This is a genomic window from Mariniphaga sp., from assembly GCF_041687215.1.
GTDB lineage: Bacteria > Bacteroidota > Bacteroidia > Bacteroidales > Prolixibacteraceae > Mariniphaga.
Genome location: NZ_JAWLCI010000008.1, coordinates 79002 through 96269, shown reverse-complemented (window position 1 = coordinate 96269; position 17268 = coordinate 79002). Strand labels below are relative to the sequence as shown.

The following is a 17268-nucleotide window of genomic DNA, read 5'->3' as shown; positions in this document are numbered from 1 at the left end:
TGGTGCATAGTCAAAGGTCTCTTCCAAATCCGTATCCAGACCCGCAATGTAATCCAGCATCGCCTGCTGTGCATCCGGTATCTCGGTATCAAAGGTTACAGTATAGGCAACTGTCTGAGTACACAACGCATTCAGATTGTTGGACAGTACCACATCATAAGTAATGCTCTGTCCATCAAGCTCGCCAACAGTATTGTTCGTGGTCTCTGCTTCCATCAATGCTACCAAAGCAGCCTTGATGCCAGCCATATTAGCAGCATCATCTTCTGTCAACGTATAACCGGCTATGCTTACAACATTGGTCGTAGTTGGCAAATTGGCAATCAAATCTACCATCGTACCTGTGCCGCTGATGTCTGCAATTTGCATCCCCGAAGAAATACATGCTGGTGCATAGTCAAAGGTCTCTTCCAAATCCGTATCCAGACCCGCAATGTAATCCAGCATCGCCTGCTGTGCATCCGGTATCTCGGTATCAAAGGTTACTTCAAATGTCGCCGTCTGTTCGCAACCTGCATAGGTTGTATTACCATAAGTAACGGGAACCAAAATGGTTACTCCATCGAGGTCGCCGATGGTTACACGTCCGTCAGCAGTCATTAATGCAACCAGGGCGGCTTTAACCCCTGCCATATCTGCTTGCTGATTACCTGTTAATTCGTAACCGGCAACTTCTAAAACTACAAAATTGGCAGGCATGCTGGCTATTTCATCAAATATAGCCACCATTCCACCTGTGTTACTGATATCAGTTATTTCCAATCCAGACGCCAGACATAAACCGTCGAAATCTTCGGTTTTTTGAAGCTCCAAACCTGTAATATAGTCACTTAAATCAGTGTCTTCTGTTACCGTTCCATTCGCATAATAATCCGGATCGGCCAGTTCGGGAGGTTCTGCATTAAGGTCTGCATCACCGTCACAGAAAGGTTCTTCAAGTTCTGCCAGTTCCTCGTTTCGGAAACTGTATTCACAGTCCACATCGTATTCATCCATCCAAACCAGTGAAGTATTTCCTCCCCTATAACTGAATTTCAGTTTAATCAACGCTTCATTTTCAGGTATGGTGGGGAAATTTGTAATTCCCGATGCACTTTTTCCAATGATTATTACTTTGTAGTTTTCTTCATCACTGTTAATTTCAAAAACTTCGCCACTACCAAATGTGATGTAATCACTATCCCAAGCATCTTCGAAATCCATCACCCTGGAGTCATATTTCAGTTTAAGTGAAATGGACCTCACCTCGCTGAATGATTGCACGGTAATGGGCACTTCAATGAGTGTACCCGGGCAGGCCAGAATTTTAGGCGCTGTGGTTTTAGGCCCGAAGTAAATTTTGGCTTGGCCGGATGTTTCACCCAAGCAGCCGTTGCCGTCGGTAACGTCACCAACCAGGTTGTAAGTGGTATTGGCCGTTGGATTAACCGTAATCAGATAGGGAGATGCTTGTGCTGTTTCCGGATATGTATTTGTACCATCAGTATAGCTAAATGTCCATGGCCCCTGACCGGTAAAATCAACGGTTAATGTTGCTTCATTATCATCAGCACATACCGATGTAGTTCCACTAAGGACTGCTGTTGGCAGTTCATGAATAATAAGCGTATGGTTGTAATAGCCGGCAGCCATTACATCCGGATGAACGCCGCAACCGTTCTCATCGGTTATGGAAACAGTTTCAATAAAGTATGTACCGGCAACAAGGTCTCCGGCAGCAGCCGAATAAATTGTGCCATTTTCGTTAACATTTGATACTGTAAATGGTGAGCCGGTCATTAGCGAACCAGTATTGTCAGTACCTTCATAAACGTTGTAAACAAAGGTTAACGGCCCATCACCTGTAACAATATTGAGCAATGACATTTCAAAGGCTTCACTGGCACATACTGCGGTACTTCCTGTACCTGGTAACGCAGGCAGAGGATTTGTTCCATCAACTGAAATCTGCACTTCGACAGCTTCATTTACTACCACTTCAATTGTCTGTTCATCATAAACGTATTCGGTATATGTTCCGTGAGGACCTGTCGGAGAAGTATATTGTTCCCCGTCAGCGTCCAGCATAGCCAGGTTTTCAACCTTCACGTAATAGGTACCTGGCTGAACACCGCTCATTACAGCTTTCCATTCATTTTCTGCTGGTCCCCTTTCAAGAGGTATTAACTGACCGTTTGTGTAGATAGTAGGATCGCCTTGTTCTGTTACAATAGCCGAACCATAAAAACTGCTCGCAGCAACCGTAAGTACAGAAGTTTTGGACCAGATGAAATCACCTGAACCGTCAACCTGACCAACTGTTATGTTGGTATTTGCCGGCAAATCAAATTCCTGAATCATAGCCGCGTCGGTATAGAATGTCCATTTGCTGTCATTCAATATTCTAGTACCTCCGATATTTTCTACCATCGGATAACTTTCTGTCCACTCTATTTCAACCGGATTCGGATAACATTCTTCAGTATTATTGTAAACAAAATCAACATCAGCAAAGGTTACACTAAAGCCTTCGACATTGCCAAGGTTTGTTACACAAACGTTGTTATCGAGGTAAGAAACTGACTGAATTTCAATAGCGTAGGTGTCTTCTGCCTCGAAGCCATCCACAGTGATTTCCCAGTTCACAGTAAGTCCGTCATGTCCTGCAAGCGGAGTAGCGGGGCTACCAAGTATTTCACTTAAATATACCTGTGTTTCTCCGCCAAGGGCGAAATCAAGTGCAAAGGCCTGTACATTGGTTCCGTCGTTGTAAACCACACGTTTTACTTTGGCCCCGGCCGGGAAGGCCGTGCCCACGGTGATGCTTGCATCGGTAAGTACCGCCGGATCAAAGCTGGCAATATCGCCCGGATAGTTCACATCAATATCAAACACTACCGGTGTGCCGGTAATGGTGCTAATGTCGTCCACCGCGCTCAGCGTAAGTTCCGGCAAACCGTTCAATGTAGTCATTGTTTCCTGGAAATACCAGGGATCGAATTCTACATTATCACTAACCGCGTTGCCCTCTCCACAAGGATTTGTTGCGTGGTTTGGACCGGTTGGGTCGCCCCACCAGTTTGGTGATGCATCAACAGTGGTTGTTGCAGCATTATAAACTCCATACTCACTGTTGCCTGAGATTGAATTACTGTTAATGTCAATTGCACCAACATTCTCCAAATTGGCAGGCAGATAAATGCCGTAATCCAGATTATTAATGGTATTGTCAATGATTGTAGTAGCGGGCGCATGTGCATAACCATGCACATATCTGATTCCATGCGTCTCTAAAGCAGTTGTTCCCTTCACAATCGTATTTCCAGTAAAAGCAACCTGGCCGTAACTATTTCCGTTAATGGCAAATCCGTACCAAACATTAGTGGGTTCGCCATACCAATCTGCTCCGGGTGTGTAACCTGAAGGAAGCGTAATACCGGAAATTGTGTTATTGCTAAACGACCAATCGGCATTTGCGTTACTGGAATTATTATACCAGACCCCATTTCTGCTCCCATTGAACGTATTTTCTGAAACGGTTCCTGTTACTGATGTAGAATTCGGGTGGCCGTATGGTTGTATCTGACAACCACTCAACACCTGTTCAACAACATTACCGGAAACAGTGCCATAGACACCCTGTAAGTAAATACCATGATTTGGAGCAGTTCCAAAAGTATTAAAATCTGTGTAGAAATCCGGATTTAAAATTTGGTTATCTGAAATATCTGCTCCAACTGGCCAGGTAGCAACCCAATTAGTTCCATCATAATATTGATAATAATAACGGATTGCATTCTGTTCAAAATTTTGGAGAACATTATTATTGATGCTAACATTTTCGGCACCAGCTACAAAAATGAGTTCGGTTGGATAATCACCCCCATAAGAGTCAACACCATCAAAGGTAAAACCATTGAGTGATACATCAGATACTGTTGACCCACCACCGTCACCATCAATGTAAACCATATACCATGAGGTATTGGAAGCAGGAAATTTGATAATTGCTTCAGCAACGCGGGTACCGGTGTTCGGATTGATTCCGTAATTCGGACCCTGAATATCAAGTTTTTTGTTAATGTATAAAACTTCGGCATAAGTTCCTGCTGCCACAGTAATGGTATGCCCATCCAGCGTCAGCGGATTATCAATGGCATCCTGAATGGAGCAGAACTCCATTCCGGTGTTGGTATTCACCACACCACCATCGCAGGCTTTCAGCACCACATCATTGCCATCGCCGCCGGCGTAGTCAATAACGAAGAGCTGACCGCCAACAGTTACCGTGTTGGCTGCAAACTGTCCAACGATGGGTAATGAACCGTCAATAATGGTGAACTCGTCACCTGAACCCGGAGTGTAGCCCACATTCAGGTTTAATGCTGCACCGCCAAGGGTTACCGTTCCGGTAACAGTCAGTTTATCGTACTCAGTGCACTCAACCGTGCCATCAAGATCAACGGATAAGGTTGTTGAACTTCCGAGTGTTAAATCACCATTTATGGTTGCACAAGCCGGGCTCGCACCAACGCTGAGTGTAATGTCATCTTTGCCGGTGGCATCTACATTGCCATCGTAAGCTGTTGCGCTGCCCTGAATGTTTACTGTCCAGCCGGAAGCACCTGCGGCATCAATACCACGTTGGATGCCCAAAGTGTTGTTGGTGACGTAAACATTATTATCAACCCAGGTTAACAAACCGCGGTTTAATCCATCGAGGGCATGATGTACTTTATCCTCAATTTCATAATTATCGGTTAACGTATTATCCGCTGCATCTTTAAAGACAACCTGGCTAATATCATATACTTCATCCGTTCCAACGTTTTCATCCATCCAAATTGCATCGTCTGTTTGCCCTTTAAGCGTTGTGGTACCAGTGAAACTTAAAGCAGGTTTCATTACATAAGTACCGCTATTATTCAGGCTAATTCCATGCTCTCCGCCACTAATCACATTTCCTCCTCCAATTTCTGTTGTTAGCGACGTACCATCTCCATATTGACCCTGCAGTTGAATTCCAACTGTATTGTCCGTCAATACATTGTTGATCAAAACAACAGATGTGTTGGGATCGTCCCAAATGGCAATAGCACCGGAACCCCATGTTGAACTGGTGGTTACTTCACCCTGACATAGGGAAACCGTATTATTATCGATAGTGATATCACATCCGTATTCAGCCAGAATAAAATAGTCAAACCAGTTTTCTGTTGGCCCTGTTGATCCTTTACCTGTATATGTGTTTCCACTTACAGTACCGGTACTGCGATGACGAATTCCATCACGACCGATGTTTGTAAATTCCGAATTTTTAATATCTACATTACCGGCACTCGTTGAAACCAGGATTCCTGTTCCGCGATAAGTTGGTCCTGATGCATTGTATTGAATGTTATCCAATAAACAATCATTAATCTCACCATTACCATCGAAGTATATTCCATTATAGATCAAATAGCCGGTTCCGTCAAGTTTAACTTTGCTCAAGTTAAGAGTAACACCGGAGTTCACCTTAATCCAACCATCAGATGATGCAGTATAGTCAGCATCAGGTTTAATAGTAGTTGTAGTTTTATCATCACCGATAATCGTCAGATTTTTGTCAATTACGATTTGGCCGGATTCAACATACTCACCTGCGCATACTTCAATCACATCGTCAGCCTCTGCAGCAGTTATAGCTGCCTGGATGGTTGGATAGTAACCTTTAACAGCCAGTGAGTTATCTTTCAATGTCACAGGGAGGTATTTAACATCTACTGTCATTTCATCAAAACTCCCGTTATCATCGGTAACGGTAATGGTGTAGGTCCCGGCTGGTAAGCCGCTAATAGGATAATCATCACTATTAGAAACTGTTGTTGAAGAAATGCCCCAATCAATGGTGTAATCTGCTGTTCCGCCGCTAAAGTAAACCAATATTGATCCATCTGTGTCATCACAAAGAATATGGGTAACTACCGCATCTTCAATAACAACAGGTTCTCCCTCACATGCACCGGTTTGCGGAACAAATCCAATAGTAGAAGGAGAAGCATCATCACCACTCACCAGGTAAGGAACAAAATTGGTTGTACAATTCTCTTTGTTTAAAATTCTGCCATTGAGGTTGTCATTGTCGGCAATTTCGTTATAAACTGCGGTGCCATACCAGTTGCAGCCAAGTGTCAGTTCTTCTCCGTTTGCAACAGGAACATAATTAACAACGGCATAACCAACGCCATTGGCGTCACTGTGCATATAAGTATCGGCAGCAAAACTGTTATTGGCTACCGAAGCTGTTCCAACATAGCGATTGTTCTCAAACTTAAGACCCTGCAAATCATAACCTCCGCCTGCACGAGCGTCAACCTTGTTGCCTTTCAGGTTGGCTACATAGTTATTCTCAACTTCTATATCTTCAGTATTACCCTCCAGTCCAATACCTGTTGAAATAAAACCCTCAAGGTTGGTGATTTCGTTTTGTTTGATAACTGCATTCACCACCTTACCGTCAGTAGTTAAATAACCGGAACCTCCGCCAACATTTATTATAATACCATAGGCAAGTTTTCCGGTTGGCCAGTCACCAGTATTTACATTCACACTATTAATGGAATTGCGTTCAATATTTAAACCTGTAAGTACTCCGGTAGATGTTGATTGTAAAACACCAATGGCTGCAGCGCTATAGCCTGTTAATGAAGCACTGCTAATATTATTGAAGCAGTTATCCAAAATTTTCACATTCGATGTATTTACACCATTTGCAACCGTGTAATTTATAGAGTGGACATTGGAGCCTGTTACCGAAGTACCTATGTCGTATATGTTATTGTATTGAATGGTCAAATTGCTGCGGTTTCCGCAAACAATGGCATTCTGGTAATCAGGTGCTGTAATTTCAAAACCATTAATAGTGACATCATCTGCTGTTACGCTTACCGGTAAACCTGCTGTTGGTGCAATCACTGATTCTGCTCCCCTACTTCCGCAAGCCAGGTTTGCATTAGTTCCCAATAAAGTTACTGATTTGTCAACCACAACATTTTCGTTAAATGTTCCCGGCCCCACATTCACTATGCTATTTGGCACAACTTCAATACCGCGGTTGATACCTAAAGTATTCGTGGTAACGTAAACATTTGAAGATTTCCAGGTGACCAGACCCAGTCCAGCGTAATCCATTGCATGAAAAACCTTATCTTCAATAGCCAGATTTTCTGACACTGATGCGGTTTCACCTGTTTTTCCGGCAAAAAGAGCTGAAGTTGCATTCACATTTAATCCAGATGCATTGGCAATATAACTGGCAAGAGTTCCTGCGAAACTTGTATTGCCAAGGTCAACATCCGGCGTTGTTGTTGATGTGTATAGCACTAACCCATGTCCACCGGTTCCTTCAAAAGTGACTCCATTTGTAAAATCTATATTGGAAATGCTATTTCCTAAACTGATAGCTGGATTTGTCTCAAGACTGGATGAGTAGGTACCTCCTTTTATTTTCAGATTAGTGATTTGCGCAGGATTTGCGCCATAAGTTGTTCCATCATTGCGAGCTTTGATGTGCAGGTTTGGATAAGTAGCTGTCCCACCTGCAACAGCATTTTCGTAAATATTACAATTTTCAAAAACAATATTCTCGTAATCGTTTCTAAACTTTAGATTCAGGTCAATCCCTTCCCTTTGGTTACCCTTGGCTGTTACATTTTTGAATAATGCATTGCTAATGGCCTCTGCATAAATTCCTTTTCCAGAACCATAAACATGGCCATTGAACGAGCAGTCTTCAATAGTAACGTTGTTAACCAGTATGTTAGGTGAGGCATTTTTCTGAATCACAAGATACATACCCATTCGGTCTCCACCTGATCCTGAAGGTTTGACTGTATTATTGTCAACACTGGTGTTTTTCATCACAAAGTTGGTTAGTGAACCGGTATTGCTGCTTGTTGTGTTCTTGGCAAAAATACCATGGGTATAGTTATCATTGATTTCACAATCCTCAATCAACAGGTCATCAATTGCGTTGCCATTAGGCGAAATTAAAAGACCTGTGCCGTAAACCAAACTTCCTGTTACCCTGCCTCTGGCTTTCACATTTTTAAGTGTAACCGGGGCAATATCTCCACCGGCAGCATCAATCCAAATGGCATACCATGTGTCGCCAACAATTGTTCCGGTAGTAGTGATAACTGATAAGTCCTGTAATACTATGCGTTCAGTGGCATTATCTGGTGCCACCAACTTGACATTTCCATCAATGATTGTTTGTTCTTTTCCGGCACCTTTTATGGTGAGGCGCTTGTTGACGGTAACATTTTCAGTATAAGTTCCTGCATCTACTATAACGAAATATCCATTATCTGTTGTTGATGCATCAATGGCATCCTCTATTTTCATGTGACTGCTAACGAGCGTTCCTGTTGTACCAGGATCACCATTATAAACCAAAACAGGCCCCACTCCTTCACAAGGACCAGTTTCACTAATCCAATATGGCAAGAAATTTACATTTCCGGATACTTCATCTGCAACATCACCGGCAGAGTTAGAACCCCACCAGTTACAGGTGGCGTCAATATCACCACTCAGTGTTGATACAACACCAAAATTTTCATTACCAGTAATGCTGTTTTCGTTAATTGAAACACCTGCAACATCGGTACCTGTATCGTCATTATTTTTTAATACACGTATACCGGCCGAACCGTTGCCTACAAAACCATTGCCCGAAATATCATTGCCTTCAATGGTAATACCGCTGGCTGTGGCATTTGCGCGTGGGCGAATTAAAATACCTGCACCACCGGCAGCACCTGTGTTGTTGCCGTTGTTGGTGATGGTTGAGTTTACTATGCTAATGTTGCTGTATGTTCCCTCTCTCCAGGTAAAGTAAATACCTGAACCGGGAGAACCGGCAATGTCTCCATTGCCATTAGCAGTAATGTCATCTAGTGTAACATCCTTACCTTTATTAAATAGCAAACCAAAGTAGGTGTTGTTATTAAAGGTGGTACCTGTGATGCTTACGTTTTGCAGGTCATCACTGTTGTTATAACCCGTGAAGGTTGCCGCTGCGGAGAAACCAAAAAGGTTTCCGGTCATCTCACCATCGGTGATGGTTAAACCATCAACCTTAGCTTCAGCATCTATTTGCAGACCGTTGCCGTTTACATTAAGTTGTACGTTGGTTAATGTTAGGTTAGTAACATCAGCCAAAGTGTTTACGTGTACACCATAATTGTGCTGGTTGGAAATCACATTTTCTATCGAAACATTTGAAAGCGTTCCGTTGATATGAATACCCCGAGAAGTGCTGCCGCCTGCCGGGCCAACAATGGCTATGTCTTTAATCGCCACGTTACTAACTGCTACGGTTACAATGTTTGCGTTGGCAGCAGGGCTAAGTTTTTCTATTAATGTGTTGCCAGAGCCAAAGCCTGAAAGTGTAATTTCTTTATTGATGGTAACCAGTTCATCATAATTGCCTGATGAAGCTGCCACAAAATAGCCGTTTAGTGTAGTTGACGCATCAATGGCGTCCTGAATGGTCATGTGGCTACTGACTATTTGAGTTCCTGACATTGATGGATCCTGGTCGTAAACTACAACCGGTCCAACACCGATACAAGAGTATTTATCATTACCCCACCAAGGTTCAACATCGCCATAATCGTTATCAACCTGAAGGAATGGCAGGAAGTCAACCGTACCAGAGATTTTTGAAGCAATTACTTCTGCATCTTCGGTGCCAAACCAGTTGCAGGTAGCATCAACAGCACCAGCAGAGCTACTAGTTATCCCCAGATTGGTATTGCCTGATAAATTATTTTCATTAATTAAAAACGTTAAGGCATTTACCGCGCTAACACCAGACGAAACTTTAATACCGTTTTCGTTTCCGGAAATGTCATTTCCAGTTACCTGAATATCTTTAATGTCAAAGCGTAAATACAAAGCTGCATCACCAGCAGATTCCCAATTTGTAATGGTATTGTCTATAATATTCACGCGACTTGTATTCACATAAACACCAACTTTTGAACCCGTGTGCCCGATTATTGTATTGTTAGAAACAATGGCGTTATTTAAGGCGAGGTGATTTTTATTATTATCAGCTCCACTTTTATTGCCAACCATTATTCCATTAATTGAAGTCACACCTGATATTAAATTGTTATCAATTAACATATCCGGTCCATTGCCGTACAGGTAGATTGCAGCATCTGCTGATGCGGATGTTGTAACTTCGTTATACCGGATGTAGCTATTGGTACATTCACTGGACAGATTAATTCCATCACCGGTAGTAGAATAAACATAACAGTATTCAACACCGCCACCATCAACATTGCGTAGCTGAATTCCTTCATCTCCGGAGTTACTAACAATACAGTACTTAACAACCACACCGGTTTTAACAGGCGCTCCATCTGGGGAAGAAACCAAATCACCGCTTCCGTTTGTAATTTCAAGACCATTTATAACAACCCCGGGTACTGTAATTTCAAATACCGGACTTGAACTTCCTCCGCCATCTACAATAGCTTCTGCCAAAGAGCCAGAAGTTCTTAATGATGCAGCAGTTCTTGGGTCAATATCTTTCTGCGGCCCTTCAATTGTAACCGCTTTGTTAACAACAACATTTTCTGTGTAAGTACCTGCATCAACAACCACAATATAATTATCATCTGTAGTTGATGCTTCAATAGCGTCATTTATACTGGTATGGCTGCTAATCCAAGTACCGGGGCCAATAGGTTCGGCGCTGTAAACGTTTACAGGGCCAGCAGGTAAGGGAACTGTATAAGTTTCGCTAACAACACTTCCATTCTGGATTAATGTTACAGCGACTTTAACATCGCGGCCAAGTGCCGGCTCTAACCAGTCAGGATCAACTGCTCCGGTTGCAGGATTTGTATGAGTGCGGTAATTATGATTTTGCAAAATTGAAGTGCGCCACTCAGTGCCTTCAGCATCTGGAAATCCCGGCCAGTTTGGAAATCTGACTGCATCATCTCGAACCAGATAATTCTGCCAGTATTTTACTTTTACCAAAGGATTACCTTCGGCTGTTTGAAGATGGTATTTTGTTCCATCAATTTCGTAGTAATATTCCGTAATTATTTCGTCACCAATTGCCAGAGCTGCCTCCTGTATATCATCGGAAGTTCCTGTTTCAATTGCATTTTGCAAGGCTGCATACAACGCAGCTACATCTGTCAAATAATCTGGATCAGTTGGATTTAATCCGGGAGCCGGAAGAAGTTCCATATCGCCATCCTCCACATCAAATTCAACTAAGATATCTTTATTGGCATCTGTATATACTGCGTTTAGGCTGACTAAATTGGTGGGACCACCACCAAACGCAGTAAATTGATCATCTAAGCTGTAAGGAACAAAAACAACGGGTCCCTGAATTTTGGGAAAAATATCGGCATAAACATCCGAACCAAACCAGTTGTGATCAGCTGTAAGTGGATCGCCCGACCTGGATATAGCTATTGGGTAGGTTCCTGTAAAGCTGTTCTCTTCGATAGTATAAGTTCCACTTCCGCGGACCCGTAAGGCATTTGCTGAAGATACACCGTTGAACGTATTACCGCTGATTGTATTTGTGCCAACCAGGTCTAAAGTGACTAATGTATTGCCTGTTGTAGTAACGGCAGTAACTGTAGAAATCGTATTGTTTGTAAAAGTAAAATTCTTTGTATTTGTGGTACTTGTTCCTCCTCCAAAATTAATGGCCTGTCTGGCTACATTCCACACAGTAAATTGATCGCCGGAAGCAGGTTCAGTCCCAATAAATGTCTGCCCGGTAAATTCATTGTTGTTAATGGTGATTCCATCATTTGAAGCATTCCATTCACCTTGCAAACCAGCATCACCTTTGGCTTCGATAATATTATCCTCAATGGTTATATTAGCCTGTGTTCCTTGCAAGTAAACAGCCGCTTTTTCAATACCCGGATTTGCATTATCAATACCTTTTATGTGAAACCCTTTTATAGTTACCCCATTTCTTCCCGTTGGTATAAACACCGCACCAAGCTCGCTTCCTCCATCATCTCCTTCTATTATTGTCACGCCAGATCCGGCACCAATAAGTGAGATATTTTTACTTACTGTAACATTTCCATTATACGTTCCGGCCCATACCTGAATTTCTTCTCCGCCACCAGTTTCTGCGGCATCAATTGCTGTCTGAATAGCGGGATAAAAAATATTATCTGAGGTATTAACAACTGTCCAGTTGCTAAGCTCCGTATTTGAAAGCGTGTTTCCGGAATGGGTTACAGCACCCTGGCTTCCGTAAAAGAACATTAAATAATTAGCATTAGTGGCTGTATTATTTGTCACATCAATTAAATTATAATTCCATGTACCGTCAAAAACAATGCATCCGTCTCCCATGTCGGCATTAAAATCATTATCGTCAATCGAAAGGTCAGTTGCCTGGTTGACATAAACACCGCAATACAAGTCTTCGAAAGTATTGTTCTGAATAATTATTCCATCAGAATTGGCAGAACCATATCCTACATCGATACCACGTGGTGTAACACCGGCTAAACCAACAATCAAGTTGTTTTTAATGGTCGCACTGTTGGCATTGTGGGTGTGAATAACCGCCTGAGCAACATTTTGCTCAATTTTAAAACCATCGAGTGTACAACCATCGGCTAAGAAAGTAATTCCGCCATATCCATTTCCGGCAGCAAAACCTGATTGAGTTTGAATAATGGCAGCGTGTTGATTTTCTGCTTTTAAAATAAGATTTGCCGTATTGAGTTCAAGATTTTCGGGGTATGTTCCATCCGAAACTATGATAGTATTCCCAGCCGTAGCGTCATTAATTGCTTCCTGAATAGTACAATAGTATTTTCCAGATGCTTGGTTTTGCACTTTTGTATCATAAGTCCATTCGTAAATATTTTCAGCAAAGCACCCTAAACCAGCAGGATTTGATCTCACTGCCCGAATATCCACGCTCAGGTTTGTATTATCGTCGGGTATTACATCTCCTGGAGTATATTCCAGCCATCCACCACCATTTATTCTGTACTCATAACTATCAGTACAGCCAACTCCATCAGATCCTCCCGATAAAATATCGGCAGAAACACCAGTCCCGGGACAGATAACTCCGGTTGAAGGACTTGGTGTTAAAGTTGGAGCTATTGGATCTGCGACTACATTGACGGTAAAAGTTTCAAAGGGGATTTCATCACCATCTAGATCCTGAGCAGTCCAAGTTGTTGTTCCCAACTGATTAAATGTGATAGGATCAAATGACAAAAGGGACTCACCTATAATCCCATACTTTGTTTGCCATGTTGAAGATCCTGACTGTCTCAATCGGTACTCATGATCCGTTTCGGGATCAGTAATATTAACAGTAACTGTACCCCCAACACAAATTTCTATTGTGTTTGAGCCATCCATTGCGGGAACCGTTGTAACAGTCTCCTGGGCAAACGTGTCAGGATTAAAACCCAGCATCAGCAATACCACCAGTATGGGCAGCATGGCTCTGCAGAGCAAATTGCTTTTTGATTTTTGTAGATTTTTGGAATTCATAATACTATGGTTTTTAGTTGTTTATATTTTGTAAATGATTTTTTTCGATTTTTTAATTGATGGCAGGCTATAAATTAGCTGCCTGGCCCGGGGGATATTCCGGAAAAAATAAGGTAGTTGCTTCCAAAGGGTAACCAGATGTCCTGATGGTTAATCAGGGATTGTGCATTTGCAGGAAATTCAATTGTTTGGTAAAGTTGTTTCATAAACCCATATTTTAAATTATCTGTATATTTTAATTCATACCGCAACGTTTTATTTCAAATTCGTTAAAAACTTACCACACTTTCCGGCATATTTCAAAATGATTCATTTGAGTACTTCAGCTTCAGAATTTCAGTACTAAAAAATGAACATATCAATCATCCAAAAAAAATGTTGATAAATTGGCGGCCTTGTTTTCAGATAAGACTCAATTAAAAAATGGGTTTGTAAATGTTCGGATTAATCTTCCCGAAAAATCCTTACCAAATCTATGGGGTTTAAAAATGAAAGTAAATACGTAATTTTCCTGATCAGGAATTTTTCAATGGGTGTAATTACGCACGACGCGTTAAAACGGTGGCTATATAATTCTATATTTCAGGGCGTTCCAATTCTGGGACTATTTTTCCTGATTTGAAAAATAATAAATGGTTTCCAGAATGTTCTTGGTTTGGGTTTTCTCCATAATGTTGGCGCGGTGCTTTTCAACAGTGCGGGCCGAGATGCCCAACTCCACGGCAATTTGTTTAATTCCCAGTCCTTTAACCGAAAGTTCGAGGACTTGGTTTTCACGAAAGGTTAGTTTAACTTTCTTGCTGTTTGCGGTAGAATTTTTATTATCATCTGAATTATTTTTTTCCTTGAATATCCATTTGTTCTCTACCTCCTGTTGATTTCCATCCGGCACTATTTCGCCTGTAAATACATCTTTATCCAAATAATTGCTATAAACCAGATGAATGTTAAACAGCAAATTTTTGTTGCTTTTTAATGGAATTGCTTTAAACAGACAACATGGCTTAAGTCCGTTTATACATTTGTGAAAATCCATTTTGCTGGTTTCATTCACATGAAAATTAAAAACTTCCTGGATTTTTGGCAGAGCTTTCAAATTGTTGTCAATACCCGTAATTTCAGAAAAAGTATTGTTAATTCTGATAATCTGATCGTTTTCTGCAAAAAACTTGGCTACAGGAGAAGTTTCAAATAAATAATTTAACTGTTCGGAATCAAATACTTTTTCTTTTTTTCGTTTCTGAATTTGCCTTTCAATTTTATTCAAAACGGCACCTTCGTCGAACGGATTCAAAATAAAATTATCAATTCCCAATTCCAAACCTATTAAAATATCTTCTTTTTTATACTCATTCAAAAAAAGAATAAAAGGAATAGTTTTTTGAATTAATAAAGGTTGTAACGTATTAAAAACACGGAAGCCTGATTTGCCCTCCAGTTCATTTGCGCAAATAATTAACTCTGGAGAACAATTGGAAACTTTATTAATTCCATCATTTAATCTGGTGGAAACAGAAACATCAAAATTTTTACTGAGAAGTATATTACGCAGAGTCTGGGCGGCTTTTTCCTCAGAATTGGTCATTAATAAAATCTGACATTTGGTGGTATTCATGATTTTTGATTAGTATGGTCACAACATGCCACCAAACATATAAATAATTCGTAAAAATACCAATACGTAATTTCACTTATTATTGATTTGTAATGAATTAATTGAATTTTAAACCAACTAATGACAATTAATACCTTAACCCGATCGTGCCCAAAGCGGTTATACTGAGCTTGCAGATAATTTATTTTTTCACGTTTTAATCAAAACAGTTTCATTAAAAAAACTGTAATCCTTGTGAATTCAGGGCTCAGGGAAATGGAAGTGGGAAGATGGAAGTGGGAAGTGAAAAGCAGGAATTCAGAAAAAAATTATTGAAACTAAAGTAACATCAATGCACTATAAGTTATTAACAATCAATCAGAATTAATGGCAGGGGTGTTAATAACCGGAAATTTAACTTCGAAAGTGCTTCAATGATTTTTTGACCGGATTACAAAAAAGTCTTGACAATCGTATTGGTTGCTCCTCTGATTTTATATTTTTAGTTAAACTCCAAACACCGCCCGCACCGGCGAACCATCGGCATTTTCGTAAGGAATCGGAAAACAGAAAAATTCGCCTTCGGTTTCAGTCAGTGCATCCGGGAAGGTGAGATTTTCAATGATGATACACTCTTTTCCCAAAATGCTGAAATGGTTGGGATAGCTGGTACTTTTCATCGGGTCGGCTGAAATAATATCGAACCCGATGCCTTTTAGTGAAAAGTTGAGAAGCCATTCAACTGCTTCGGATGTAAGTGCAGGAAAATTATTGAAATAGCGGGGAGTTCCCCAAAATTTGCTCCAACCGGTTTTGAATAACACAAAATCAACCTTTTGCAGCTTTTCTTCAAATTGCAATAGCAATTCTTTTTCAATAACCTCAGTTCCCTGTGGCACAGAAATGATTACAGCTTTTCCTGAAAATTTGTCCACAGGAAGCTGGTCGAGCGTTTTGCCGTTTTCAAGCATGTGGGCCGGTGCATCGATGTGGGTTCCCGTATGGGAATCCATTTCAAAACGGGTTTCACGGTATCCGTCTTTTTCAATTTTAGCAGCCGGTTGAAACCGCGGCTTGACCATCCCGGGAAAAACCGGAGTTTCGTTATTCAGCAGATGAGATAAATCGTAGAGTTTCATTTTTTGGTATTTGAAAGGTAAAAGTATCAAAAAACCTTCAAGGTATTGAAAACCTTGATGGTTTAAGACCGAACATCGGAAATGAAAATTTTCTACCCCAACTCCGCAGCAATTTCCTTTTCAAGGAATTTTTTGGTTTTAACACCCACGTAACGGCGCACCTCGCGTCCGTCGCGAAACATGATAAGCGTGGGAATATTGCGCACTTTAAATTTTTGTGCCAGTTGTTGCTGCTGATCCACGTTTACTTTGGCCACGGTAACGCGGTCTTCGGTTTCGGCCAGATCGTTTAAAATGGGTGCCACCATTTTACAAGGTCCGCACCACGGAGCCCAGAAATCCACCAGGGTAATTCCCCGGCGGATGACAGGCTTAAAATTTTTATTTCCCAACACTTTTATTCTGTCGCTGTCGGCCACCGGCTTTATATTTTTCATCCGGTAATAGTTGAATGTAATCAGCCCGACGAGCGCAGCCAGAAATGCGAGAATAACAATTAAGGTAGTTGACATACTGTTTAACTTTCAATGATTTTGATTTCGCTGGTGAGGCCAATGGCTTTGCGGTACGTGGCACTCACCCCGCAATAACGTTCTTCTGAAAGGGTTACTGCTTTTTGGAGTTTTTCCACCGGAAGGTTTTTTCCTGTGAATTCGTAAATTACATGCATTTGGGTAAACTGTTTGGGATGTTCTTCGGTAAGGTCGCCTTCAACAATTACGTTGAAATCGTCCAGTTCCACGCGCATTTTTTTCAGAATAGAAACCACGTCCATGCCTGTACAACCCGCTAAGGCGGTTAACATAAGCGGTTTGGGGCGCGGACCACGGTTTTCGCCACCTACTTTTTCGGCGGCATCCAGAATAATTTCATGCCCGTTCACTTCTGCTGAAAAAGCCATGTTTTCCAGCCATTTTACTTTTATTTGTTCTTTTGCCATATTTTTTCTTTTTTCAGACTAACACTAACTGTCCGGAAACTGCC

Annotated in this window: 6 protein-coding genes; all 6 read right to left on the bottom strand. The window is 41.4% G+C overall.

What is annotated here, in order from left to right; genetic code table 11:
• Positions 1-13551: right-handed parallel beta-helix repeat-containing protein (locus ACESMA_RS05295; RefSeq protein ID WP_372947734.1), on the bottom strand; the 13551-nt coding region annotated here is incomplete at its 3' end.
• A 74-nt stretch (positions 13552-13625) separates the two neighbouring features.
• Positions 13626-13757 carry a hypothetical protein gene (locus ACESMA_RS05290; protein ID WP_372947733.1) on the bottom strand — a complete coding sequence of 44 codons (132 nt, stop codon included), beginning with the start codon at positions 13755-13757 and terminating at the stop codon, positions 13626-13628.
• 398 nt (positions 13758-14155) lie between these two features.
• Positions 14156-15166: a LuxR C-terminal-related transcriptional regulator gene (locus tag ACESMA_RS05285; RefSeq protein WP_372947732.1), complete on the bottom strand. Its 1011-nt coding sequence runs from the start codon at positions 15164-15166 to the stop codon at positions 14156-14158.
• Positions 15167-15651: 485 nt separating this feature from the next.
• On the bottom strand, positions 15652-16284 hold the full coding sequence (locus ACESMA_RS05280) for a cyclase family protein (protein ID WP_372947731.1): 633 nt from the start codon (positions 16282-16284) through the stop codon (positions 15652-15654).
• A gap of 92 nt (positions 16285-16376) precedes the next feature.
• Positions 16377-16796 (bottom strand): thioredoxin, encoded by a 420-nt coding sequence (gene trxA / locus ACESMA_RS05275; protein ID WP_372947730.1) that lies wholly within the window; start codon positions 16794-16796, stop codon positions 16377-16379.
• Positions 16797-16801: 5 nt separating this feature from the next.
• Positions 16802-17224 carry an OsmC family protein gene (locus ACESMA_RS05270; RefSeq protein ID WP_372947729.1) on the bottom strand — a complete coding sequence of 141 codons (423 nt, stop codon included), beginning with the start codon at positions 17222-17224 and terminating at the stop codon, positions 16802-16804.
• Between the last annotated feature and the right edge of the window lie 44 nt (positions 17225-17268).